The sequence below is a fragment of the Dietzia sp. UCD-THP genome, assembly GCF_000349585.1.
Lineage (GTDB): Bacteria > Actinomycetota > Actinomycetes > Mycobacteriales > Mycobacteriaceae > Dietzia > Dietzia natronolimnaea_A.
Genome location: NZ_AOSR01000013.1, coordinates 150,730 through 173,264 on the forward strand (window position 1 = coordinate 150,730; position 22,535 = coordinate 173,264).

The following is a 22,535-nucleotide window of genomic DNA, read 5'->3' on the forward strand; positions in this document are numbered from 1 at the left end:
GGCTAGAAGCCCAGCCTGCCGAGCATCTTGGGGTCGCGCTGCCACTCCTTGAGGACCTTGACGTGCAGGTCCAGGTACACCTTGGTCCCGAGCAGCTGCTCGATGCCCGCCCTGGCTCGGGTGCCCACCTCACGCATCCGCGAGCCACCCTTACCCAGGACGATCGCCTTCTGGCTCTGCCGCTCCACGTAGACGGTCGCGTGGACGTCCACCATGTCGTCACGCCCCTCGTGGGGCAGTACCTCCTCGATCGACACCGCGATCGAGTGGGGCAGCTCGTCGCGCACGCCTTCGAGGGCGGCCTCGCGGATGAGCTCGGACATTCTGGTCTCGTCGGACTCCTCGGTGATCACGTCATCGGGGTAGAACCGCGGTCCCTCCGGCAGGAGTGAGGCGATCACGTCCGCCACCACGTCCACCTGCTCACCGGACGCGGCGGAGACCGGGACGACCTCGGCGTCCGGCCCGAGGAGCGTGGACACCGCGACCAGCTGCTCCATGACCTTCTGCTTGGAGACGGTGTCGATCTTCGTGACCAGACCCAGGATCGGGGTCGTGGGACAGAGCTTGCGTACCTGCTCGAGGATCCAGCGGTCCCCGGGGCCGATCCGCTCCCCCGCCGGGATGCACAGGCCGATGAGGTCGACATCGGAGTAGGTGTCCTCCACCAGGGCGTTCAGCCGCTCACCCAACAGTGTGCGCGGCCTGTGCAACCCCGGTGTGTCCACCAGGATGATCTGGGCGTCGGGGCGGTGGACCAACCCGCGGATCGCGTGGCGCGTGGTCTGGGGTCGGGAGGAGGTGATCGCGATCTTCTCACCCACCAGCGCGTTGGTGAGGGTGGACTTGCCGGTGTTGGGCCGACCGACGAAGCTGACGAATCCGCTCCTGAAGCCCTCTGGCGTGGTCATCGGTTCTCCTCGTCGTCGTTCTCGTCTGCCTTGTCCCCGGCGCCGTCACCGGCGCCGTCACCGGCAGCGGTGTCGGCGGGGTCGGCGGCGGGGTCGAGTTTCTCGGCCACCACGGTGATCACCCTGACCCGGCCGCGGCGGTCGTGACCACCCTCGGCGCGCAGGTCCAGGCCGACGGAGACCACATGCGCTCCCGGTAGCGGGACGCGGCCCAGCTCGAGCGCCATCAGGCCCCCGATGGTCTCGACCTCCTCCGTCACCTCGTCCGCGAACTCCACGTCGAACAGCTCCGCGACCTCGTCCAGACCGAGCCGGGCCGACAGCCGGTACCGACCGTCCTCCAGCTCCTCGACGGGGGGAACCTCGGTGGTGTCGTACTCGTCCACTATCTCCCCGACGATCTCCTCGAGGATGTCCTCGATCGAGACCAGCCCGGCGGTCCCGCCGTACTCGTCGACCAGGATCGCCAGGTGGTTGTGGTCCCGCTGCATCTCCGACAGGAGGTCGTCGATCCTCTTGGCGTCCGGAACGAACACCGCGGGACGCATCACCTCCGAGACCGGAGCCGCGCGGCCGTCGGGGTCGTCCAGTCGCGCCACGATGTCGCGGAGGTAGATCACCCCCACCACGTCGTCGGAGTTGTCGCCGTCCACCACGGGGATCCGGGAGTACCCGGACTTGACGGCGAGCCGGGCGGCCTGACCGACCGTCTTGGACGACTCGATCCACACCATCTCCGTCCGCGGGGTCATGACCTCGCGCGCGGTGGTGTCCCCGAGCTCGAACACCGACTGGATCATGCGCGATTCGTCGTCGGCCACGACGCCGCGCTCGCGGGCCATGTCCACGATCTCGAGAAGCTCGATCTCCGTGGCGAACGGCCCGTTGCGGAATCCCCGGCCCGGGGTGACGGCGTTGCCGACACCCACCAGAATGCTGGCGACGGGGCCCAGGACCATCCCGAGCACCCACATCGGGGTCGAGGCCCCGAGGGCTAGCGAGTAGGCGTGTTGGCGCCCCAGCGTGCGGGGACCGACGCCGGCCACGACGTACGCCGCGATGGTCATCACCGCGATCACCCCGACCAGCGCCCAGGCCGTGGACTCGATGAGTTCGGCGAACACGACGGTGAGGAGCACGACACCGGAGATCAGGCTCAACAGATGCAGTAGGACCGTGACATTGATGTAGCGCGGACGGGTGAGCAGCATCCGCGAGAGCCTCGCCGCCCCGTAGCGGGAGTCCTTGGCCATCTCCTCGACCCGGGCCACAGAGACGGTGCTCAGCGCCGCGTCGAGGGCGGCGAAGACGCCGGCGAGCAGGATGAGCAGTGCGACCGCGACAGCGGTGAGGATGATCTGGTCCACGGGTCAGGTGTCCGCGCGCGGGCCGTCGTCCTGCGAGGCATCCCGGTGGTCGTACCACTCACCCAACAGCTCGTTCTGCAGGCCGAACATCTCCCGTTCCTCGGCCGGCTCGGCATGGTCGTACCCGAGCAGGTGAAGGCAGCCGTGCACGGTCAGCAGTGCGAGTTCGTGCGCGAGCGGATGACCCGAGCTGGCGGCCTGGTCGGCGGCGAACGCCGGACACAACACGATGTCACCGAGCATCGCCGGCCCGGGGTCGGGCAGGTCGGGGCGCCCGCCCGGGGAGAGCTCGTCCATGGGGAAGCTCATGACGTCGGTGGGACCCGGGAGGTTCATCCACGTCACGTGGAGATCGGCCATGGTGTCCTTGTCCACGAGCGTGACCGACAGTTCGGCGGCGGGGTGCACGTCCATCCGGGCGATCACGAACGCGGCGACGTCGATGAGTTCGGCCTCGTCGACCTCCACCCCCGATTCGTTGGCGACCTCGATGCTCATCTGCGGTGGTGCTCCCTGTTCCTGTGTCCGGTCGTGGGGTCCTCGCCCCGTTCGAGGCGTTCCTCGTGCTTGGCGTAGGCGTCGACGATCCGGGCCACCAGCGCGTGCCGCACGACGTCCGCGGAGGTGAGCTCGGAGAAGTGGATGTCGGGGACTCCCTTGAGGATGTCGCGCACCACTTTGAGCCCGGATCGCTGCCCGCCCGGGAGGTCGATCTGGGTGATGTCTCCGGTCACGACGATCTTCGAGCCGAACCCGAGGCGGGTGAGGAACATCTTCATCTGTTCGGGCGTGGTGTTCTGCGCCTCATCGAGGATGATGAACGCGTCGTTGAGGGTGCGCCCACGCATGTAGGCCAGCGGGGCGACCTCGATCACCCCGGCCGCCATGAGCTTGGGGATGGCCTCCGGGTCCATCATGTCGTGCAGCGAGTCGTACAGCGGCCGTAGGTACGGGTCGATCTTCTCGTGCAGGGTGCCCGGCAGGTAGCCGAGCCGCTCCCCGGCCTCGACCGCAGGGCGGGTGAGGATGATCCGGCTGACGTCCTTGGCCCGCAGCGCGGCGACCGCCTTGGCCATCGCGAGGTAGGTCTTACCCGTTCCGGCGGGTCCGAGCCCGAACACCACCGTGTGGTCGTCGATCGCGTCGACGTACCGCTTCTGCCCCACCGTCTTGGGCCGGATCATCCCGCCGCGCCGGGACAGCACGTCCGTGCCCAGCACCTCCTCGGGGGTCAACGGCCCGGAGTCGGCGAGGATCTCGACCGAGCGTCGCACCGACGCCGGGGTGATCTCCACCCCACGTCCGGCCTGCCGCAGCAGGTCCGAGACCACGCGTGAGGCCTGGTCGACGGCGCCGGGGTCACCGGAGATGGTCATGGTGCCGCCCCGCACGTGCAGGTCGGCGTCGAGCAGCTCCTCGAGCGCCCGGAGGTTGGCGTCCGCGGCGCCGAGCACCGCCATGGCCAGGTCCGGGTCGAGCTGGACCGCCGTGCGGGAGTTCGGACCGCCGGGATCCCGGCGGTCGTCGCCCCGCGTCCGGGCGACCGTGTCACTCACTGCGTCGTTCTCTGGGGTACCTACGTGGATCACTTCCTGGGTGGTGGTGCGGTCGGGTCGAGTGTAGTACCAGCGCGGGCCCATCTCCGCGTGAGAACTCCGAGTGCGCCCAACGCCACCGCGGCGGCGCTGGAGGTGCGCAGCACCTCGGGCCCCAGGACGACGGCGCGGGCGCCGAGACCGGTGAGTGCGTCGATCTCGGCGTCGGAGACGCCGCCCTCGGGTCCGATGACGAGGATGATCCGCTCGACCGGCCCCGCCGCGGTCACGGCGTCCGCGAATCGGGCGGCACCGTCCTCGTGCAACACCAGCGCGAGCGCACCGGCCGCGATCTCCTCGGAGACGAACGCGGTGAGGCCGGCGGAGTCGAGGACGTCACCGATCGCCGGCTCCCATTCCCGCCTGGACTGTTTGGCGGCGGCGCGGGCCGCGTTGGCCCACTTGGCCCGGCCCTTGTCGAGCTTGGGCCCCGCCCAGCGGCTCACACACCGGTCCGCCTGCCACGGCACGATCCGGTCGGCCCCGGCCTCGGTGGCCAGCTCCACGGCGAGCTCGCCCCGCTCGGACTTGGGCAGTGCCTGCACCACCGTCACCAGGGGGGTCGGTCGGTCGACCGTGGTGACGGCCAGGACCTCCGCCTCGACCCGGCCGGGCCCCGACGTCAGGACCGAGCAGTCCGCCACCCGGCCGCGGCCGTCGCCGATGCGGAGCAGCTCCCCGGGCCGCACCCGCAGGGCCGAGCCGGCGTGTCTCCCCTCGGCCCCGTCCAGGACGGCGGTCTCGCCGACCGCGGGCACCGCGTCGAGTCGGAACAGAGGCGGGGTCACCGGGTCAGTGACCCGCGACCGCGTCGCGCAGCCGTGAGAACAACCCGCCCCGGCGGGCGGTGTCCTCGTTGACGATCTCGGCCGAGTCGCCACCGAGCCGGCGCAGCTGTTCCACGAGGTCCCTTCGCTTGCGGTCCAGCTTGTCGGGGATCACGACCTCCATGTGGACCGTGAGGTCACCGGCCCCGCCGCCCCGGACACGCGGCATCCCGCGGCCGGACAGGGTGACCGTGTGCCCGGGCTGGGTGCCGGACGGGATGTCGATCTGAAGGTCGTCACCGACGACGGTCTCCAGGTCCACCCGGCCGCCGAGGATGGCGTCCACGACCGGGACGCGGACCGTGCAGTGCAGGTCCTCGCCGTCGCGGACGAACACCGGGTGGGTGCGCTCGTTGACCTCGATGTAGAGATCCCCGGCAGGGCCACCGCCGGGACCGACCTCACCCTGCCCGGACAGCCGGATCCGCATTCCGCCACCGACGCCTGCCGGGATCTTGGCCGACACGGTGCGGCGCTTGCGGACGCGGCCCTGGCCGGTGCAGTCACCGCACGGATCGGTGATGATCTCACCGGTCCCGGCGCAGGTGGGACACGGTCGGCTGGTCATGATGTTGCCCAACAGAGAGCGCTGGACGGACTGGATCTCACCCTGCCCCTGGCACATCCCACACTTGGCGGGCGGCGCGTCGGTCGCGGACCCCTTCCCGTGGCAGGTCTCGCAGAGGACGGCCGTGTCGACCTGGATCTCCTTGGTCACGCCGGTCGCGCACTCCGCCAGCGTCAGGTTCACGCGGATCAGCGCGTCCGACCCCGGCTGCACACGGCTCCGGGGGCCACGTCCGCCGCCACCGCCGCCGCCACCGAAGAACGCCTCGAACACGTCGCCGAGTCCCCCGCCGGCGCCGAAACCCCCGCCACCGAAACCGCCGCCGTATCCGCCACCGGGAGAGGAGTCCAGAGGATCGCCGCCCATGTCCACGACGCGGCGCTTCTCGGGGTCGGTGAGCACCTCGTAGATCGCCGTGATTTCGCTGAACTTCTCACGCGCCTCGTCCGACGGGTTGACATCGGGGTGCAGCTCGCGGGCGAGCTTGCGGTAGGCGCGCTTGATCTCGGACTCCGAGGCGCCTCGATCGACCCCGAGGGTCCCGTAGTAGTCGCGTGGCACGTGTCGCCTTTCGTCATGTGGATCAGGTCGGTGGGACACCGGTCCCGGGTGAGGCTACGGGCGTCAGTGCCCGGACAGGATCTCGCCCACGTAGTGGGCAACAGCGGCGACCGAGGCGATTGTTCCCGGGTAATCCATTCTGGTGGGCCCGAGCACCCCCATCCCGCCGAGCATCTGGCGCTCGGAACCGTACACGGAGGACACCACGGACGCCCCGCGGATCTCCGCCGACCGGGTCTCCTCGCCGATCTGGACGGTGACCCCGCCGGGGCCCCCCATCCCCACGGACTGCGCCGCCGAGAGCAACCGGAGGATCACGACCTGCTCCTCCAACGCCTCGAGGACGGATCTCAGGGAACCGTCGAAATCGGCCGCGCTGCGCGTGAGGTTGGCGGTGCCGCCCAGGACGATGCGGTCGTCGGGTTGCTCCACGAGGGTCTCCACCAGCACCGTCACGCACCTCTCCGCGGCGTCGCGGTAGTCCGGCCGCGCGCGCTCGGGTGTGGCCGCCAGCGCCTCGGAGGCGTCGCCGAGTCTCTTGTCCGCCACCGCCTCCGACAGGAGCGTCCGGAGTTCGGCCAGGTGGTCGTCCGTCAGCGCCGCGGCGAGGTCGACGGTCCGCTGGTCCACCCGACCGGTGTCGGTGATCAGCACCAACAGCAGGCGGGTGGGTGCCAGGCTCACCACCTCGAGATGACGCACGGTGGAGCGTCCCAGCACCGGGTACTGGACGACGGCGACCTGGCGGGTGAGCTGCGACAGCAGCCGCACGGCCCGCCGGAGGACGTCGTCGAGGTCGACGGCACCCTCGAGGAAGGCCTGGATGGCCTTCCGCTGCGCCCGCGAGAGCGGCGTGATCTCCTCGATCGAGTCGACGAAGTGGCGGTAGCCCTTCTCCGTGGGGATCCGTCCGGAACTCGTGTGGGGCTGGACGATGAAGCCCTCCGCCTCGAGCACGGCCATGTCGTTGCGGATCGTCGCACTCGAGACCCCCAGCGAATGGCGATCGACCAGGGACTTGGAGCCGACGGGTTCGTGCGAGGCGATGTAGTCGGAGACGATCGCGCGCAGGACCTCGGTCCTACGATCGGCCGTGCTCGACATCGATTCCCCTCCTCGCTCCCTGCGTACGGACGATTCTAATCCAGCGCCTCTACAGGAGGACGTCGCGCACGACTCCGTCCGCCAGCAGCCTGCCCGACTCGGTCAGGGCGTACCCGCCGCCGTCGGCCCCGCCCGGGGGACGGCGCCGCAGCAGACCCGCCGACACCTGGAGGTCCGCCCGCGCCCGCTCCTGCGCCGTGAAGGCGGCGTCCGGGAGCCCCTCGGCCAGCCGGAGGCCGGTCATGATCCGCTCGAGGTGCCGATCGGCGTCGGTGAGCCGCTCCCCGCCCTCCACCGGGAGGTCACCGGCGTCGCAGGCGGCCGCGTACCGGGCAGGGTGACGCAGGTTCCACCAGCGGGCACCGGCGACGTGGCTGTGCGCCCCGGGTCCGATCCCCCACCAGTCGCCGCCGCGCCAGTACCCCATGTTGTGGCGGCAGTATCCCGACTCGTCGGCCGCGAAGTTGGACACCTCGTACCAGTGGAACCCCGCCCGCGCGAGCCGCTGCGCCACCTGCTCGTAGCGGTCCGCGAGCACATCGTCGACGGTTCCGGGCAGTTCTCCCCGCCGGATCCTCCGGGCCAACGCGGTGCCGTCCTCGACGATGAGCGAATATGCGGACACGTGGTCCACGCCGGTCTCCACGACGGCGTCGAGGGTGCGGGCGAGGTCGTCGTCGGTCTCCCCCGGGGTCCCGTAGATCACGTCCAGGTTGATGTGGTCGAACCCGGCGCTACCGGCCTCGGCGACCGCCTCCTGCGGGCGCCCCGGGGTGTGCGCCCTGTCCAGGACCCGCAGGACGTGCGCTGCCGTGGACTGCATGCCGAGCGAGATCCGGGTGAACCCGCCCTCGCGCAGGCGTCCGAAGAACTCGGGGGAGGTGGACTCCGGATTGCTCTCGGTCGTCACCTCGGCGCCGGGTGCCAGTCCGAACGTCGACCGGATGCGCCCCAGCATCCCCACCAGGACGTCCGCACCCACGAGCGACGGCGTCCCGCCGCCGACGAAGACGGTGTCGACCAGCGGCGGGGAACCGGACCCGGCCAGGACGGACGCCGCCCGCTCGATCTCCAGCGCGGCGGCGCGCTCCCAGTCGGCGGGCGACGTGGCCGACCCGAGTTCCCCGGCGGTGTAGGTGTTGAAGTCGCAGTAACCGCAGCGGGATGCGCAGAACGGGACGTGGAGGTAGATCCCGAACGGAGCCCGCGGGTCGCGCGGCGGCGGGGAGAGCGCGAGACCTGCGGGATCGGTGACCCCGGTCGTCACGCCTGACCGGTCGCACTGACGTCCCCGGTCTCACCGCCCCCCGAGGAGGACGCAGCCGGTCCGCCGGCCTTGACGGCGCCGGTCGGATCGGTTGAGGGAGAGGCCGTGGGGGTTGAGGAGCGCGGGGCCTGGTCGGCTGCGGGGGTGTCGTCTGGTCTGGTCACGGAGCCCACAGTGCCGGATGCCGGTCCCGCGGGGCCGCGCGCGGGGGTGGCGGGCTTGGATCCCGTGGGCTTGCCGGCCGAGTTCCGGGTCGGGGACTTCTTCGCGGTGCGCTTGGTGGCCGATTTTGTGGTGGCCGTGCGCTTGGTGGCCGTCGATTTGGTGGCCGTGGGTGTGGTGGCGGAGCCCTCGGCGGTAGCGGCCTGCTTCTGCGAGGAGGTCTTCTTGGCGGTCGGCTTCGCTGCGGCCGATTTCGTCGCCTGAGCCTTAGTCGCCTGAGCCTTCCTGGCCGGAGCCTTCTTCGCCGCAGCCTTCTTCGCCTGTGCTTTCTTGGCCGGAGCCTTCTTGGCCGGTGCCTTCTTCGGCTCGGCCGATGTACTGGCCGCCGACGACGCCGCGGCCGGCTTCTTCGACGGGGGCTTCCGGGACGTCGCCGTGGATGACTGACGCCCGGCCTTCTTCGACTGCTTGCGCAGCTGCGCCAACTCGGCGGCCGACTTCCGCTCCGCGGTGGGGGTGCCGCTCGCCTCCCGCTCCTCGGCGGCGGCGACCAGTTCGGCCAACGCCGCATCCACCGCCCGAGCCATGGGCCACGGGTCGGGAACGAGGTCCTTGCACGCGATGAACCCGAAGTGCAGTTCACCATCGAGCGACATCACCGTGCAGTTGAGTCCGGCTCCGTGGAACACCGGTCCCATCGGCAGCATCTTGGTGACCCTGGCCCCGAGGAAGTAGAGCGGGATGTTCGGGCCGGGCACGTTGGAGATGATGAGGTTGTGCACCACGGGGTGCCGCTCCGAGAGCCTCAGTCGCGAGTACATCCGGACCGCGGACCCGAACACCGACGGAGCCGCGAACTGCGCCCAGTCGGTGAGGAGATTGGCGTCGAGCGCGTCGGTGTGGTCCTTGGCGACGGTGTTGGCGTCCCGGATGGACTCCAGCCGCTCGACGGGGTCGTCGATGTCCGTGGCCAGCGACATGAACATGCCCGACACGCGGTTGGTGCCGGGGCGCGACTCCGCGGCGTGCACCGACATCGGGACCATCGCGATGAGGGGCTTGGAGGGCAGCTCGTCGAGGTCGTCCAGATAGGTCCGTAGCGCAGTCGAGCAGATCGCCAGCACGACGTCGTTGACGGTGGTGCCGAAGGCGTTCTTGATGCGCTTGATCTGGTCCAGGTCCACACTGGCGTACGAGATGGACCGGTGCCCGGTGATCGTGCGGTTGAACGGGGTGCGGGGCGCGGTGAACGGCGCCGGCATGGCCAGTCCCTTGCGCGCCCTGTTGATCCACGACGGTACGACGCCGAGTGTCCCCGGGAGCAACGAGGCCAGGCGCCACGGGGTGGCCAGGCGGGACAACGCCCCACCGACGGCCAGTTCGAGAGCCCCGGACCCGCCGGCGGTCTCCTCCACCAGTTCCTGGTCGAGAGTCGGATCGTCCGGGGTGAGTGAACACAACTGGGACATCATGTTGGCACCCGTGACGCCGTCGACTGTCGAGTGATGCATCTTGGCGAAGACCGCGAACCGGTCATCGGGAAGCCCCTCGATGACATACATCTGCCACAACGGCATGGAGCGGTCGATCGGCTGGCTGGCCAGGTGCCCACACAGTTCCGCGAGCACCTCGTCTCCGCCCGGCTCCGGCAGGCCCACCCGGTGGAGGTGATGGTCGATGTTGAAGTCCTCGGCCTCGACCCAGACCGGGTGATCGATGTTCAGCAACGAGTCGTGCAGCTTGCGGCGGAAGCCCGGCATGGCCGTGACCCGGCGGGCGAGCTCGGACCGCAGCGCGTCGAACGAGTAGCCACCGTTCATCTCGGATCCGTCGAGGACGATCAACCCGCACACGTGCAGGAGTTGGGCCCTGGTCTCGAAGTAGAGAAAGCTGGCGTCAAGTCCACTCAGGCGCTGCATGCACGAAGTGTACGTCCGCAGTCAGTCTCACAGCGCGTGTTCGACCGACGGCCTGTGCTCAGTAAACGTCGAGGATGAGCCACGCCATCACGACGAGCGCGATCAGCAGGATCAGGGCCAGAGTCACACGCGATCGGGGCATCAGATGACCTCCTTCCCGGTCTCTGCGTCGCCGGAGGCGACAAGGCCCCGGAACCGGTCCACGAGCACATCTGCCACCCGCTCGACGCCCACCGCGACCAGATAGAACAGCGGGACGCCCACCGCGAGCATGATGAAGACCTGAAGCGGGAACGGCAGCGTGGCGAGCCAGAGTTCGACCGTGTCCCAGAACTCGAGGAATGCCGTCACGACGCGATCCTACGACCGACCGACGGCCGCGGCCTCGCGGCCACCCACGACCGAGGAGTCCAGGCCCCGGCGACGCAGCAGCGCCGAGGGGCTCGGGTCCGCGCCGCGCATCGCCCGATAGGCGTCGAGGAAGTCGATCGCCCCGCCCCGGGACAAGACCTCGCGGCGCATCGCCTCGCCCGTCGCCCTCTGCAGTCCCCCGCGTTCGGAGAACCACTCGGCGGCGTCCGCGTCGAGGACCTCGGCCCAGAAGTACGAGTAGTAGGCGGCCGAGTACCCGCCGGCGAAGATGTGTTGGAAGTACCGCGACCGGTACCGGGGTTCCACGCCGGGGACGTCGAGGCCCGCGTCGGCCAGCACCCGCGCCTCGAACTCGTCCACGTCCGTGACCGCCTCGGCCTCGGCCGGGTTCAGCGAATGCCAGGCCAGGTCGAGCAGGGCGGCGGCGAGGTACTCGACGGTGGCCTGTCCCTCACCGAAGCGCTCGGCCTGACGCATCCGTTCGACCAGATCCGGGTCGATCGGCTCCCCCGTCTCCACATGCCGGGCGTACCGCGCGAGCAGCTCGGGCCGGCGGGCCCACATCTCGTTGACCTGGGACGGGAACTCGACGAAGTCGCGCGGCACCGAGGTACCGGAGAACACCGGGTACTCCACGTCCGACAGCAGACCGTGCAGGGCGTGCCCGAACTCGTGGAACATCGTGGTGACCTCGTCCATCGTGAGCAGCGTCGGCTCACCCGCCGCGGGGCGGGACAGGTTCATGACGTTGACGACGACGGGCCGCGAGTCCAGGAGACGGGACTGATCGCGGAAGGAACTCATCCAGGCACCGCCCCGCTTGGTCGGACGCGCGTAGTAATCGAGCAGCAACAACCCCACACCGGCGTCGGGCTCGGTGCGCCTCTCGTCGAACACCTCGATCACGCGGACGTCGGGGAGGTATCCGCGCAGGTCCGTCCGCTCGGCGAAGCGCAGGCCGTAGAGCTCGGAGGCCGAGTGCATGACGGCGTCGTGGAGCACCCTCTCGAGCTCGAAGTACGGCCGGACACGGGCGTCGTCCACCTGGAAGCGGTCTGCGCGCAACCGCTCGGACTCGAAGGCCCAGTCGGCCGGGTCCAGCTCCCGGTCCTCTCCGCCGAGCAGGTCCTTGGCCTCGTTGCGGGCGTTGGTCACAGCGGCGTCGACCACGTCGAGCAGCAGTCCCCGTGCCGCGTCGGGCGAGCCGGCGGTCTCCACGGCCAGGACGTGCTCGGCGTGGCAGTCCAGACCCAGCAGCTGCGCGCGCTCGGCGCGGAGCCGGACGATCTCCAGGACGATCGGGGAGTTGTCGTGACCGGGCGTGGACCCCCGCCGCAGCGAGGCCTCCATCACCCGCCGCCGGAGGCCCTGGTGGTCCAGCCACGCGGAGATCGGCTGCACGGTGGGCAGTCCCAGTGGGATGAGCCAGCCCTCCCGATCCGCCTCCCGGGCCGCGGCGGCGAGCGACGACCGCATGGACGCGGACAGGCCCTCCAGCTCGGCCTCGTCGGTCACGGGAACGGCGAGCTCGGCGGTCGAGGCGAGCAGGTTCTCCCCGAAGGCCGTGGTCAGTTCGGCCAGTCGGGTGTCGATCGCGGTCAGTCGGGCGCGGCCCGCCTCGTCGAGTCCCGCGCCGGCCCGGAGGAGGTCACGGTGGTGCCGGCTGATCAGGCGGGCGGTCTCGTCGTCGACCTCGAGTTCCCCCGCCTCCGACGCCGAGTGGACGGCGTCGACCCGCGCGAGGAGGCCCGGGTCGGTCATGACGGCCGACGAGTGCGCGGCCAACAGCGGTGAGACGACCCGGTCGACGTCGAGGCGGGCGGGTGTCGCATCGGGACCGAGGAGTCCGTAGAACACGGACAGGACCCGCTGGAGCGCCTGGCCCGACCGCTCGAGGGCGACGACCGTGTTCTCGACGGTCGGGGCGTCCGGGTTGGCCACGATCGCCGCGATCTCGGCGGCGTGGTCGTCGATCGCCGTCCGGATGGCCGGCTCCAGTTCCGCCTCGTCGATCGCCGCGAAGTCCGGGAGGCCGTACGGCAGCGGCGACTCGTCGAGGAGCGGGTGGCGGCCGGGCTCGGGGTTCGGGAGGCTCATGGGGGCGAGTCTACGTCGGCCCTCCCGGGGCGCCTCATGTCCACAGGACCACGGTGTCCCACGCCAGCTTGACCGCCAGGATGCCGATGACCACCAGGAACACCACCCGGATGAACTCGTTGCCGTGACGCATCGCCATCTTGGCGCCGATGAACCCGCCGGTGAGGTTGGCCACCGCCATGCAGCCACCGATGATCCACAACACCTCACCGTGGATGCCGAAGACCAGGATCGAGGCGATGTTGGTGGTGAGGTTGGCGAGTTTGGCCGCCACCGTCCCCTGCAGGAACCCGAAGCCCAGGAACGCGACGATCGCGATCACGAAGAACGACCCGGTCCCCGGCCCCAGGACCCCGTCGTAGAACCCGATCACCAGCCCGATCAGCGCCGAACGCCAGATGCGCGCCCATCCGGTGTACCGGTTCTCGTGGGTGCGACCCATGGTGGGCCGGAACCACGTGTAGGCGCCCACCACGATCACGGCCGCCAGCACCACCGGCGTGAGCAGGTCCCGCGGGATGAACCGGGCGACCGAGGAGCCCGCGGCCGAGCCGGCGAACGCGGCGACCACCAGCGGGAGGACCATCCCGACCGGCACACGGATCCGGCGCAGATAGGTGGCAGAGGCGACCAGGGTCCCGGCGACCGAGGAGAGCTTGTTGGTGCCGAGGATCTCCGGGGTCGAGGCGTCCGCGGGGAGGCCGACGACCAACGCCGGGAGCTGGATGAGCCCTCCCCCGCCGACGACCGAGTCGACCCAGCCGGCGACGAACGCGGCCAGCACGAGCGCGGCCAGGACCCACACTGAGATCCCGACGGCCGGGGACGCGGTCAGACCCGCGAGTGACTGAGGCATACCGGGTACTGTGCTGTAATTGGTTTGTGTATATCAACCCTTACGGGGCGGATCCGGTGACCCTCGCCGCCGACCTGGCGAACCGCCGCCCCCGCACCACCCGCGAACTGGTGGACCGCTGCCGCGAATCGGGGGTGACCATCGACCGCGGAACCTCCGACGCGGACCTCGCGGAGACGCTGACGTTCCTCGACGACTGGCTCGTCGTCGTCGACACCACCGAGCCCCGCGGGCGGGCCGACGCCCTCAACGCTCTGCTCGCGGAGCACTCCGCACCGCCGCGACTCACCGACCACGACGGCCACTGGCACGTGCACTACCGCGCGGACGACGTCCCGTTCGCCCGACTGCTCACCGCCATGTTCTCGGTGGGCACCGCACTGCACCTGACCTCACGCGGCATCGACCGGCTGGCCAGGTGCGCGGCCGACGACTGCGAGGACGTCTTCGCCGACACCACCCGCAACGGGCGGAAACGGTACTGCTCGACCCGCTGCACCAACCGGTCCGCCGTGCGACGCCACCGAGCGAAGCCGTAACCCCGCGGGCCCGGGTCCTACTTCTTGTCGGCGCTCGACTCCGCGGACAGCGCCGCCACGAAGGCCTCCTGGGGCACGTCCACGCGGCCGATCGACTTCATGCGCTTCTTGCCCTCCTTCTGCTTCTCGAGCAGCTTGCGCTTGCGGCTGATGTCGCCGCCGTAGCACTTGGACAGCACGTCCTTGCGGATGGCGCGGATGTTCTCGCGGGAGATGATCTTCGCGCCGATCGCCGCCTGGATGGGCACCTCGTACTGCTGACGCGGGATGAGCTCCTTGAGCTTGCCCGTCATCTTGTTGCCGTAGGCCTGCGCGTAGTCCCGGTGCACGATCGCGGAGAACGCGTCCACGGCCTCGCCTTGCAGCAGGATGTCGACCTTGACCAGATCGGACGCCTGCTCACCGGCCTCCTCGTAGTCCATCGACGCGTACCCCTTGGTGCGGGACTTGAGCGAGTCGAAGAAGTCGAAGATGATCTCGCCCATCGGCATGACGTAGCGCAATTCCACGCGGGTCTCGGACAGGTAGTCCATGCCCTTCATCTCGCCGCGCTTGGACTGGCACAGTTCCATGACGGTGCCCACGAACTCGCTGGGAACGATGATCGTGCACTTGACGATTGGCTCGAAGATCTCGCGGTGCTTGCCCTCGGGCCAGTACGACGGGTTGGTGACCTGGTGCTCGCTCCCGTCCTCGGCGACCACGCGGTACACCACGTTCGGTGCGGTGGAGATCAGGGCGAGGTTGAACTCCCGCTCCAGCCGGTCCCGGGTGATCTCCATGTGCAGCAGACCCAGGAAACCGCAGCGGAAGCCGAAGCCGAGTGCGACGGAGGTCTCCGGCTCGTAGTCCAGCGAGGCGTCGTTGAGTCGCAGCTTGTCCAACGCGTCGCGCAGGACCGGGTAGTCGGACCCGTCGATCGGGTAGAGACCCGAGAAGACCATCGGGTTGGGTTCGGCGTATCCCGCCAGCGGCTCCTCCGCGCCGCCCCGGGCGCTGGTCACCGTGTCACCGACCTTGGACTGCCGCACGTCCTTGACGCCGGTGATGAGGTAGCCGACCTCTCCCGGTCCGAGGCCCGTGGAGGCCTTGGGTTCGGGCGAGATGATCCCCACCTCGAGGGCCTCGTACGTGGTGCCGGTCGACATCATCCGAACCTTCTCGCGGGGCCGGAGCGATCCGTCGACGACGCGCACGTAGGTGACGACACCCCGGTAGGTGTCGTAGACCGAGTCGAAGATCATGGCGCGGGCGGGGGCGTCGGGGTCGCCCTCGGGCGCGGGGACCACGTCGCACACCCTGTCCAATAGTTCCTCGACCCCCGCGCCCGTCTTGCCGGAGACCCGGAGGACCTCGTCCGGCTCGCACCCGACGATGTGGGAGATCTCCTCGGCGAACCGCTCGGGGTCCGCCGCCGGGAGGTCGATCTTGTTGAGGACCGGGATGATCTCGAGGTCGTTCTCCATGGCCAGGTAGAGGTTGGCCAGCGTCTGCGCCTCGATCCCCTGCGCGGCGTCCACCAGGAGGATCGCCCCCTCGCACGCCTCGAGAGCGCGGGAGACCTCGTAGGTGAAGTCCACGTGGCCCGGGGTGTCGATCATGTGCAGTACGATCTCCTCGCCCGCGTGGTCACCGGAGCGCGGCACCCACGGCAGGCGGACGTTCTGCGCCTTGATGGTGATGCCGCGTTCGCGCTCGATGTCCATGCGGTCGAGGTACTGGGCCCGCATGAGCCGCTCCTCGACGACACCGGTGATCTGCAGCATGCGGTCGGCCAACGTCGACTTGCCGTGGTCGATGTGCGCGATGATGCAGAAGTTCCTGATCCTGGCGGGATCGGTGAACGTCGTCTCTGCGAAGTTGGGAATCTCGATCACTCCTCGGGCGGGCCCGGGCGTGGCGGGGTGCGGTCCGACCGGGCGATCACCCCATTGTCACACGCGCGGACTCCGGACACCCATCACGTACCGCCCCGTGGGGATCGCGTCGACCGCTCCGTCCTCGAGGAACCGGGCCGTCGAGGCGGTCATGGCCTCGATGTTGGCGCCCATCCGCTCGTCACTGCCCCGCGAATCGAAGAACACCCCCAGGTCGCGGGCCGCCTCGATCGGGAAGACCTCCTCGACGATCCCCGCGATCTCCGGCGCCCCCTCGGTCAGTGCGCGGACCACCACGTGCTGGGTGTACCCGGTGGTCGACTGCGTCTCGATCGCCACCGTGGTGTGCTCCTCGAGCCAGATGCGCAGCCACTCCTCGCGATCCAGACGCCCGGGCCGCCGCAGGAAGGCCAGATTCGCCATTCCGGGACACCTTCCGTCCTCTCCCGGCCCGGGCACGGGGAGCGGCTCCGACGCGGTGACCGACCACACGGAGACCGGACCCAGCCCACGCAATCCGTCGAGGAAGTCGGCACACGCGGAGGCCGAGGCCACCGGCACCCGCGCGCGGACCGCCGCCAGCACCGGTCGCGGGGTCACCTGCACGTCGATCATCGCGCCGGCGACCGCCTCGTCCCGGACGTTCACCACGTACTCGCCCACGCCGAGCTCGGCGAGCGGACCGTCCACCGCCCGGGCGATCTCCGTCCGCAGGCCCGAGCCGTCGGGAACGGGCCCGACCGTGTCGTCCGACCACACCACCGCGAAGATCACGTCCATGAGTCGGGATCCTAGATGCGGTTACCCTGGCGGACATGGCGATCGACTGGGCCCGGATGGGTCGCACCGCGGCTCGGATGGGCCGCAAGTACGGACCGACGGTGGCCCTCGAGGTGCGACGGCGCCTCGAGGATCGCGGGATCACCGCTCCCCAGACGGCCGGGGCCGTCGGGGCAGGACGGCCCGCCACGACCGGGTCCGTGCCCACCGCGAGTCGCGCGCGCACCCTGTCCTATGCGCCGGACCTCGACGGTCGGGCGGACCCCGGGGAGATCGTGTGGACCTGGGTGGAGTTCGAGGAGGCCGACGGACGCGGGAAGGACCGCCCTGTGTTGGTGGTGGGCCGCGACGGCGACCGCCTGCTCGGACTGATGCTGTCCTCGCAGGCCAGGCGGGACGACGACGAGGGCTGGCAGTCCCTGGGCGCCGGGCCGTGGGATGCGGAGGGCCGACCGAGCTGGGTCCGGCTGGACCGGGTGCTCGATGTCCCCGAGCAGGGCATCCGCCGCGAGGGCGCGATCTGCCCCCGCGGCACGTTCGAGCGGGTTGCCGGCCGGCTGCGCTCGGACTACGGGTGGCGCTGAGGCGGACAGGGGCGGCCGCCGGGTTTTGGCCGGTGACGCCGCCGCTGGTAAAGTCGGTCGTCGGTGTCCACCGGATCGCGTAGCGCGCGTTCGAGCGGACGAGAGACATGACATCCGATCGACCGGACCCCCGCGGGGCCGTCGAGACACGACCAAAGGTGACCAGTGGCCAACATCAAGTCCCAGAAGAAGCGGAACCTCACCAACGAGCGCAACCGCCTGCGCAACCAGTCGATCAAGTCCTCGCTGCGTTCGGCCATCCGCAACCTGCGTGAGGCCACCGAGGCCGGCGACAAGGCCAAGGCCGGTGCGCTCCTCGTCGCGACCTCGCGTCAGCTCGACAAGGCCGCCACCAAGGGAGTCATCCACAAGAACCAGGCCGCCAACAAGAAGTCGTCGCTCGCCAAGGCCGTCAACTCGCTCTGAGGCGACCCGCTCCCCCACCGGGGAGCACAGCCCCGCGGCGGACGCCGCGACGAGGCTCCGAGGGCCCACCCCGCACCGATCGAGGTCGCGTGGTGGGCCCTCGTCGCGTCCTGCCCGGCCGTGTGCTGCCCGGTCGCGTTCTGCCCGGTCGCGTCCTACGCGGCGCCCGCCAGCGACCCCACCGCACGGACCGCCCGTTCCAGCGCGTAGGAGGTGTCCTCCGCCTGTCCCTTGACCTCCCCGTTGAGGCGGGCGACCACCTGGAGGGCCCGACCCAGGGTGTCGATGGACCAGTACCGGGTCTGCGCGGTGACCTTCTTGACCTTCCAGGGGGGCAGCCCCTGCCGCGCCAACTCGGCGGGCGGGGTGCCCCGTTGCGTCCCCACCATGGCGATCGAGTTCACGGCGTCCGCGAGAGCGTCCGCCAACACGACGTGCGGGACCCCGGTGTGCATGGCCCATTCCAGCGCCTCGATCGCCCCGGCCACGTCCCCCGTGACCGCCCGCTCGGCCACGGTGAAACCGCTCACGCCCACGACACCGGAGTGATAACGGCGCACTGCTTCGACGTCGACCTTCCCCCCGGTGTCGGCCACCAGCTGGCCGCACGCCGACGCCAGCTGCCGCAGGTCGGTACCCACCGCCTCGACGAGGGCTTCACACGCCTCCGGGGCCACCCGGACGTCGAGGCCACGGAACTCCGAGCGCACGAATCCCACCACGTCCGTGTGACGTGAGAGCTTTCCGGCCGCGTGTTCCTGAGCGCCGGCCTTCCGCAGGTCCGGCACGAGCGACTTCGCCCGGCCACCGCCGGTGTGCTGGACCACCATGACGGTCCGGTCCGGAAGGTCGACGGCCGCGTCCATCACCGCCGCCTGGGCGTCCTTGCCCAGCTCTGCGGCCCCGGTGATCACCACGATGCGGGCTTCGCCGAACAGCGACGGGGAGAGCAGTTCGAACAACTGCGACGCACCGACCTCCGGCCCGCCCAGTCGAGAGACGACGGGGGGGTCCTCCCCCGCAGGAGCCGCCGCCCGAGCGGTCGCCACGACACCGGCCGTGGCGCGCTCGGTGAGGAACTCGTCCTCGCCCAGGACAAGATGCAGAGCGGCGGGTGCAGAGCCTGGTGACATGTGCGCTCCTCGTCGTCGTCAGATGACATGGTGCCACGCACGTCCGTCAGGCCCGCACCACCGCCCTCACGAACCGGGGTCGGCATCCTCCTCGACCATCCGCGCCCGGGTGTCCCCGTGCACAGCAGTGCCGACGGCCACCGGTTCGTGGATGGCGCCGGCGGTGTCCGGTACGCGCGCACCGTTACCGAGCTCGGCCCGGGAGAGCGTTCCCGAGAACCGCTCGGTCAGCTCGCGGAACAGGCGGTGCGAGGTGTGGGCGGCACGCCCCTTCGGCCCGACGGGGCGTTCCTGCTCCGGGTTCGTGCAGGCGTCGACGATCGCGTCCACGATGAGGTCGGGGTCGTCCATCGCCGTCAGCCGCGGCGCGTGGCCGGTGTAGTTTCCGACGTGATCCCACCACGGGGTGTCGGCCGCCCAGGGCAGGATCGTGCCGACCTTCACCGTTTCCTCCAACCCGGCCAGTCGCAGTTCCTCGGTGAGGGAGCGACCGAGGCTCGTGATGCCCGCTTTCACCGCGGAGTACGTGGATTGATAGGCCAGCGGAACCTCTCCGGCGACCGATCCCACGTTGACCAGCACGCCCTCGCCACGGGCCGCAAAACGCCGCAGTGCCACGTGGGCACCGAAGATCATGCCCTTGAGATCCACGTCGACGAGTCGGGCGTGATCCGCGAGCGGCACCTCCCAGAACAGGCCCATCACACCGACCGCGGCGTTGTTGATCCACACGTCGATGGGGCCGAAGTGTTCCTCCGCCGCCGCTGCCAGGTTCTCGACGGCCTCGGGATCGCTGACGTCCGTGGGCACCGCCACGGCAGAACCACCGGACGCGGCGATCCGGGTGGCCACCTCCTCGAGCACCTCGCCGCGGCGAGCGGCCAGGACGACGTGCGCCCCGCGCGCGCCGAGGGCGATCGCGGCGCCACGGCCGAAGCCGCTGGATGCTCCCGTGACGACGATGATCTTTCCGTTCAGGTCGTCATTCCTTCTCATCAGTCTCACTCGTCCCGTCTCCGCGTCGTGGTCTCGGAGCTGTGCCGTGCGGGCCATGATGCGCGGCGGGGACCCCGGACGCATCCGGTACACAAAGGTCACTCCGCGAGCGGCTCCGGATCCGTGCCCGGGGTCACCCGGGCGCGACGTCGGGCGACCCCGGCAGGGCCACGGCGATCCGGGCGACCGTCTCGAGCCACCACAGCGCGGGAGCGCACGCCGCCGCGAGCAGGACCGCCCCGTCCTGCCATACGGGTCCCAGCGCCGCGGCGGCGGTCCCGAGCACCGTCACCAGCGGCACCACCGGCGCCACCGCGATGTTGGCCGGCAGCGCCCACGGACCCGCCTGAAGGCCGGTGGCCACCAGCACCGGCAGGGTCGCCAGATGCGCCACCACGCAGACCGCCAGCAGATCCGCGACGGTGGCCGGCATCCACGGACGGCGCAGACGCACGGCCACGGGTCGGGCGGCCACCACGAGCGCGGCGGTCGCCGTGACTGACAGGACGAACCCGGCCCCGGTGGCCGTTGTGGGATCGAGCATCGACACCAGCAGCACCACGCCGGCCAGCGCCGCCAACGGTCGGCCAGTCCGGTGGGAACTGAGCGCGGCCAGGCCGATCGCCCCGGTCCCGGCCGCCCGCAACACCGCGGGTTCCGGACCCACCACCGCGACGAAACCCGCGAGCGCCAGCCCCGCGGCGAAGATGCGGACGCGCCGCCCCGCTCCCAGCGCGGCGGCGGCCAGGAGCACAGACCCCACCACATAGGTGGTGTTGGCTCCGGAGACCGCCGCGAGATGAGCCAGCCCCGCGGCCCGGAACCCGTCGCGGGTCTCCGTGGACACCCCGCCCTCGTCACCGAGAACGAAGGACGGGAGCAACGCCGCCGCTTCACCCTCGAGTGCGCGACCGGAGACCACTCGCAACCGTTCGCGCACCGCGGCCGGGGCCCGGCCGGTCACGCCCGGTTCCCCGGTCACCCGCGGAGGCGCCAGGGCGCGTAGGGCCGGCGGATCCCCGGGAGAGCGTGGCTCCAGCACCATGACCGAGGTCTGCACCCGCGTCCCCGGTGGCAGGCCCCGCCACCCCTCCCGGGCCAGGACCACCACGTCGAGGCGGGCCACTCGCGCCGACTGTCCTGATCCGGTGACCTCCACCCGCAACGGAACCATCACCCCGCCGCCGCGGACCGGACGGTCGAACCCCGTCACCACGCCCTCGACTCCCGTGCGGGTGTCGACGAGCGAGACCAACGGATGCGCGGCGAGCGCGTGCGACCGCGCCGCCTGGACGCCGGCGCCGATCGCCCCCAGTGCACATGCGACCGCGAGTACCCCCAGTGCCGTGTGGTCCGGCCGCTCCCGGGCCCCCACGGACACCGACCAGGCCACAGCGATCACCGCCGCGGCGAGCAGTACCACCGCGAGTGCGCAGGCCGCCGCCGGCCGCATCCCCAGGGTGACCGCGGTGGTGACGAACAGCGCGAGCGTCGGGACGACCAATCGGAGGTCACGCGCGGCGGGTGCCCGCGGGGGCGGCGGCACGACCGGCGGCCCGGGGGGCGGCTCGGGGGGCGGTGCTCCGGTGCTCACACCGAGACCAGCGGCCGGAGCCGGGCGAGCGTCACCGGGCCGATACCGTCGACCTCGGCCAGCTGATCGATGCTCGCGAACGACCCGTTTGCGGCCCGCCAGGCCAGGATCGACGACGCGGTCACCGGCCCCACCCCGGGCAGGGTCTCGAGGGTCGTGGCGTCCGCCGTGTTGAGGTCGACCAGTCCCCCGCCCGGCGGCGACGCGCCGGGCGGGGGCCCCGCCACCGGCGCCGGCGCCGGCCCGCCGTCCACGGGCGGGTCACCGGCGCCGACGATCCCACTCCGCGGCCCGCGGGGGCCGTCGGGCCCCGGTGCCAGTCCTACCAGGATCTGCTCGCCGTCGGCCACCTTCCGGGCCAGGTTGAGGCCGTCACGGTCGCCGCCGTCCAGAACCCCGCCGGCGCTGTCGAGGGCGTCCGCCACCCGAGCGCCCGGGGCCAGTGTGACCAACCCGCTGCGCCCGACCAGACCCACGACGGAGACGACGACGGGCCCCGCGGACCCGTCGTCCACCGGCCCGGCCGCCCCGGTCGAGTCCGCCCCGGCCTCGGCCGGCGCCAGGGGCGGACCCGGTGCCGACGCGCCGTCCGCCGGGACGGTCACGCCCGGTGTGGCCAACGGGAGTTCCGGCACCGGAGCGCCCTCGGGCACCGCGGACAGGAGACGATGAACGGAGAACCCGCCGAGTCCCAACACCAACACGACCAGGGCGACACCCGCGATCCTGTCCGGGGCCCACCGGACCCGGCGCCACCACGGGGGGTCGGCCCAGGCCGCCGCGTCCGGGCGCTCGGGTGGCACCCGTTCAGGTCTCCTCCCGTCCGCTTCCGCGTCCGCCCAGGGGACGGACGCCCGCTCCGCCTGGGCGGTCACACTCGCGAGCCTGCGCAGCGCGGCCTCGCGCGCGGGGTCGCCGGTGTCCGCGGGACGAGTCCGGGTGTCGGGGAACATGGGCCGAAACTAGACCGGCGCGCCCCCCGGCCAGACCCCGGAGAGGT

20 protein-coding genes and 1 pseudogene are annotated in these 22,535 nt (G+C 71.0%); 3 read left to right on the top strand and 18 right to left on the bottom strand.

Annotated features, from left to right (window positions below; translation table 11 throughout):
* Positions 1–2 precede the first annotated feature (2 nt).
* The 12 genes and pseudogenes from era to H483_RS23205 all read right to left on the bottom strand — a co-directional run bounded on the left by era (position 3) and on the right by H483_RS23205 (position 13,606).
* Positions 3–911 (bottom strand): GTPase Era, encoded by a 909-nt coding sequence (gene era, locus H483_RS23150; protein ID WP_017835637.1) that lies wholly within the window; start codon positions 909–911, stop codon positions 3–5.
* Entirely contained in the window at positions 908–2,278 is a 1,371-nt protein-coding gene (locus tag H483_RS23155; protein ID WP_017835638.1) for a hemolysin family protein, read from the bottom strand. Before H483_RS23155 ends, era begins: the two co-directional genes overlap by 4 nt.
* 3 nt (positions 2,279–2,281) lie before the next feature.
* Positions 2,282–2,776: an rRNA maturation RNase YbeY gene (gene ybeY / locus H483_RS23160; protein ID WP_017835639.1), complete on the bottom strand. Its 495-nt coding sequence runs from the start codon at positions 2,774–2,776 to the stop codon at positions 2,282–2,284.
* Entirely contained in the window at positions 2,773–3,834 is a 1,062-nt protein-coding gene (locus tag H483_RS23165; RefSeq protein ID WP_017835640.1) for a PhoH family protein, read from the bottom strand. Before H483_RS23165 ends, ybeY begins: the two co-directional genes overlap by 4 nt.
* Before the next feature lie 29 nt (positions 3,835–3,863).
* Entirely contained in the window at positions 3,864–4,661 is a 798-nt protein-coding gene (locus H483_RS23170) for a 16S rRNA (uracil(1498)-N(3))-methyltransferase (RefSeq protein WP_017835641.1), read from the bottom strand.
* 4 nt (positions 4,662–4,665) lie between these two features.
* On the bottom strand, positions 4,666–5,829 hold the full coding sequence (gene dnaJ, locus H483_RS23175) for a molecular chaperone DnaJ (RefSeq protein WP_017835642.1): 1,164 nt from the start codon (positions 5,827–5,829) through the stop codon (positions 4,666–4,668).
* Positions 5,830–5,892: 63 nt separating this feature from the next.
* Positions 5,893–6,933: a heat-inducible transcriptional repressor HrcA gene (gene hrcA / locus H483_RS23180; protein ID WP_017835643.1), complete on the bottom strand. Its 1,041-nt coding sequence runs from the start codon at positions 6,931–6,933 to the stop codon at positions 5,893–5,895.
* Positions 6,934–6,982: 49 nt separating this feature from the next.
* The gene (gene hemW, locus H483_RS23185; protein WP_017835644.1) at positions 6,983–8,200 is read right to left on the bottom strand and encodes a radical SAM family heme chaperone HemW; all 1,218 of its coding nucleotides are present in this window, start codon (positions 8,198–8,200) and stop codon (positions 6,983–6,985) included.
* A gap of 707 nt (positions 8,201–8,907) precedes the next feature.
* Positions 8,908–10,281: pseudogene (locus H483_RS23190) on the bottom strand (wax ester/triacylglycerol synthase family O-acyltransferase); the annotation flags it as partial.
* 141 nt (positions 10,282–10,422) lie between these two features.
* On the bottom strand, positions 10,423–10,632 hold the full coding sequence (locus H483_RS23195) for a hypothetical protein (RefSeq protein WP_017835646.1): 210 nt from the start codon (positions 10,630–10,632) through the stop codon (positions 10,423–10,425).
* A gap of 9 nt (positions 10,633–10,641) precedes the next feature.
* Positions 10,642–12,750, bottom strand: a complete 2,109-nt coding sequence (locus H483_RS23200; protein WP_017835647.1) for a M3 family metallopeptidase — start codon at positions 12,748–12,750, stop codon at positions 10,642–10,644.
* A 34-nt stretch (positions 12,751–12,784) separates the two neighbouring features.
* Positions 12,785–13,606 carry a TSUP family transporter gene (locus H483_RS23205; RefSeq protein WP_017835648.1) on the bottom strand — a complete coding sequence of 274 codons (822 nt, stop codon included), beginning with the start codon at positions 13,604–13,606 and terminating at the stop codon, positions 12,785–12,787.
* A 26-nt stretch (positions 13,607–13,632) separates the two neighbouring features.
* Here H483_RS23205 and H483_RS23210 point away from each other — a divergent pair, with 26 nt between their 5' ends.
* Positions 13,633–14,145 (top strand): CGNR zinc finger domain-containing protein, encoded by a 513-nt coding sequence (locus H483_RS23210; protein ID WP_031264504.1) that lies wholly within the window; start codon positions 13,633–13,635, stop codon positions 14,143–14,145.
* 17 nt (positions 14,146–14,162) lie between these two features.
* Here the strand turns inward: H483_RS23210 and lepA are convergent, their stop codons facing one another.
* Together lepA and H483_RS23220 are read right to left on the bottom strand one after the other, a co-directional pair.
* Complete coding sequence (lepA, locus tag H483_RS23215) at positions 14,163–16,022, bottom strand: translation elongation factor 4 (protein WP_017835650.1); 1,860 nt, start codon at positions 16,020–16,022, stop codon at positions 14,163–14,165.
* Between the two features lie 57 nt (positions 16,023–16,079).
* Complete coding sequence (locus H483_RS23220) at positions 16,080–16,802, bottom strand: EthD domain-containing protein (protein WP_017835651.1); 723 nt, start codon at positions 16,800–16,802, stop codon at positions 16,080–16,082.
* Between the two features lie 35 nt (positions 16,803–16,837).
* Between H483_RS23220 and H483_RS23225 the strand changes: the two genes are divergently transcribed.
* Together H483_RS23225 and rpsT are read left to right on the top strand one after the other, a co-directional pair.
* Entirely contained in the window at positions 16,838–17,386 is a 549-nt protein-coding gene (locus H483_RS23225; protein ID WP_017835652.1) for a type II toxin-antitoxin system PemK/MazF family toxin, read from the top strand.
* 165 nt (positions 17,387–17,551) lie between these two features.
* Complete coding sequence (gene rpsT, locus H483_RS23230; protein ID WP_017835653.1) at positions 17,552–17,812, top strand: 30S ribosomal protein S20; 261 nt, start codon at positions 17,552–17,554, stop codon at positions 17,810–17,812.
* Positions 17,813–17,967: 155 nt separating this feature from the next.
* Here the strand turns inward: rpsT and holA are convergent, their stop codons facing one another.
* The 4 genes from holA to H483_RS23250 form a co-directional block, all read right to left on the bottom strand.
* Positions 17,968–18,945 (bottom strand): DNA polymerase III subunit delta, encoded by a 978-nt coding sequence (gene holA, locus H483_RS23235; RefSeq protein ID WP_017835654.1) that lies wholly within the window; start codon positions 18,943–18,945, stop codon positions 17,968–17,970.
* A 66-nt stretch (positions 18,946–19,011) separates the two neighbouring features.
* Positions 19,012–19,941, bottom strand: coding sequence for an SDR family oxidoreductase (locus H483_RS23240; RefSeq protein ID WP_031264506.1), 930 nt, complete (start codon positions 19,939–19,941; stop codon positions 19,012–19,014).
* A 133-nt stretch (positions 19,942–20,074) separates the two neighbouring features.
* Positions 20,075–21,535 (bottom strand): ComEC/Rec2 family competence protein, encoded by a 1,461-nt coding sequence (locus tag H483_RS23245; protein ID WP_238556210.1) that lies wholly within the window; start codon positions 21,533–21,535, stop codon positions 20,075–20,077.
* Complete coding sequence (locus H483_RS23250) at positions 21,532–22,488, bottom strand: ComEA family DNA-binding protein (protein ID WP_017835657.1); 957 nt, start codon at positions 22,486–22,488, stop codon at positions 21,532–21,534. The genes H483_RS23245 and H483_RS23250 overlap by 4 nt, the downstream gene beginning before the upstream one ends.
* Between the last annotated feature and the right edge of the window lie 47 nt (positions 22,489–22,535).

Excerpts from the sequence above, each read along its gene's own strand:
- era (WP_017835637.1), bottom strand. The coding sequence starts at position 911 with ATGACCACGCCAGAGGGCTTCAGGAGCGGATTCGTCAGCTTCGTCGGT.
- ybeY (WP_017835639.1), bottom strand. The coding sequence starts at position 2,776 with ATGAGCATCGAGGTCGCCAACGAATCGGGGGTGGAGGTCGACGAGGCC.
- hrcA (WP_017835643.1), bottom strand. The coding sequence starts at position 6,933 with ATGTCGAGCACGGCCGATCGTAGGACCGAGGTCCTGCGCGCGATCGTC.
- H483_RS23200 (WP_017835647.1), bottom strand. The coding sequence starts at position 12,750 with ATGAGCCTCCCGAACCCCGAGCCCGGCCGCCACCCGCTCCTCGACGAG.
- H483_RS23205 (WP_017835648.1), bottom strand. The coding sequence starts at position 13,606 with ATGCCTCAGTCACTCGCGGGTCTGACCGCGTCCCCGGCCGTCGGGATC.
- H483_RS23220 (WP_017835651.1), bottom strand. The coding sequence starts at position 16,802 with ATGGACGTGATCTTCGCGGTGGTGTGGTCGGACGACACGGTCGGGCCC.
- H483_RS23225 (WP_017835652.1), top strand. The coding sequence starts at position 16,838 with ATGGCGATCGACTGGGCCCGGATGGGTCGCACCGCGGCTCGGATGGGC.
- holA (WP_017835654.1), bottom strand. The coding sequence starts at position 18,945 with ATGTCACCAGGCTCTGCACCCGCCGCTCTGCATCTTGTCCTGGGCGAG.
- H483_RS23240 (WP_031264506.1), bottom strand. The coding sequence starts at position 19,941 with ATGAGAAGGAATGACGACCTGAACGGAAAGATCATCGTCGTCACGGGA.
- H483_RS23250 (WP_017835657.1), bottom strand. The coding sequence starts at position 22,488 with ATGTTCCCCGACACCCGGACTCGTCCCGCGGACACCGGCGACCCCGCG.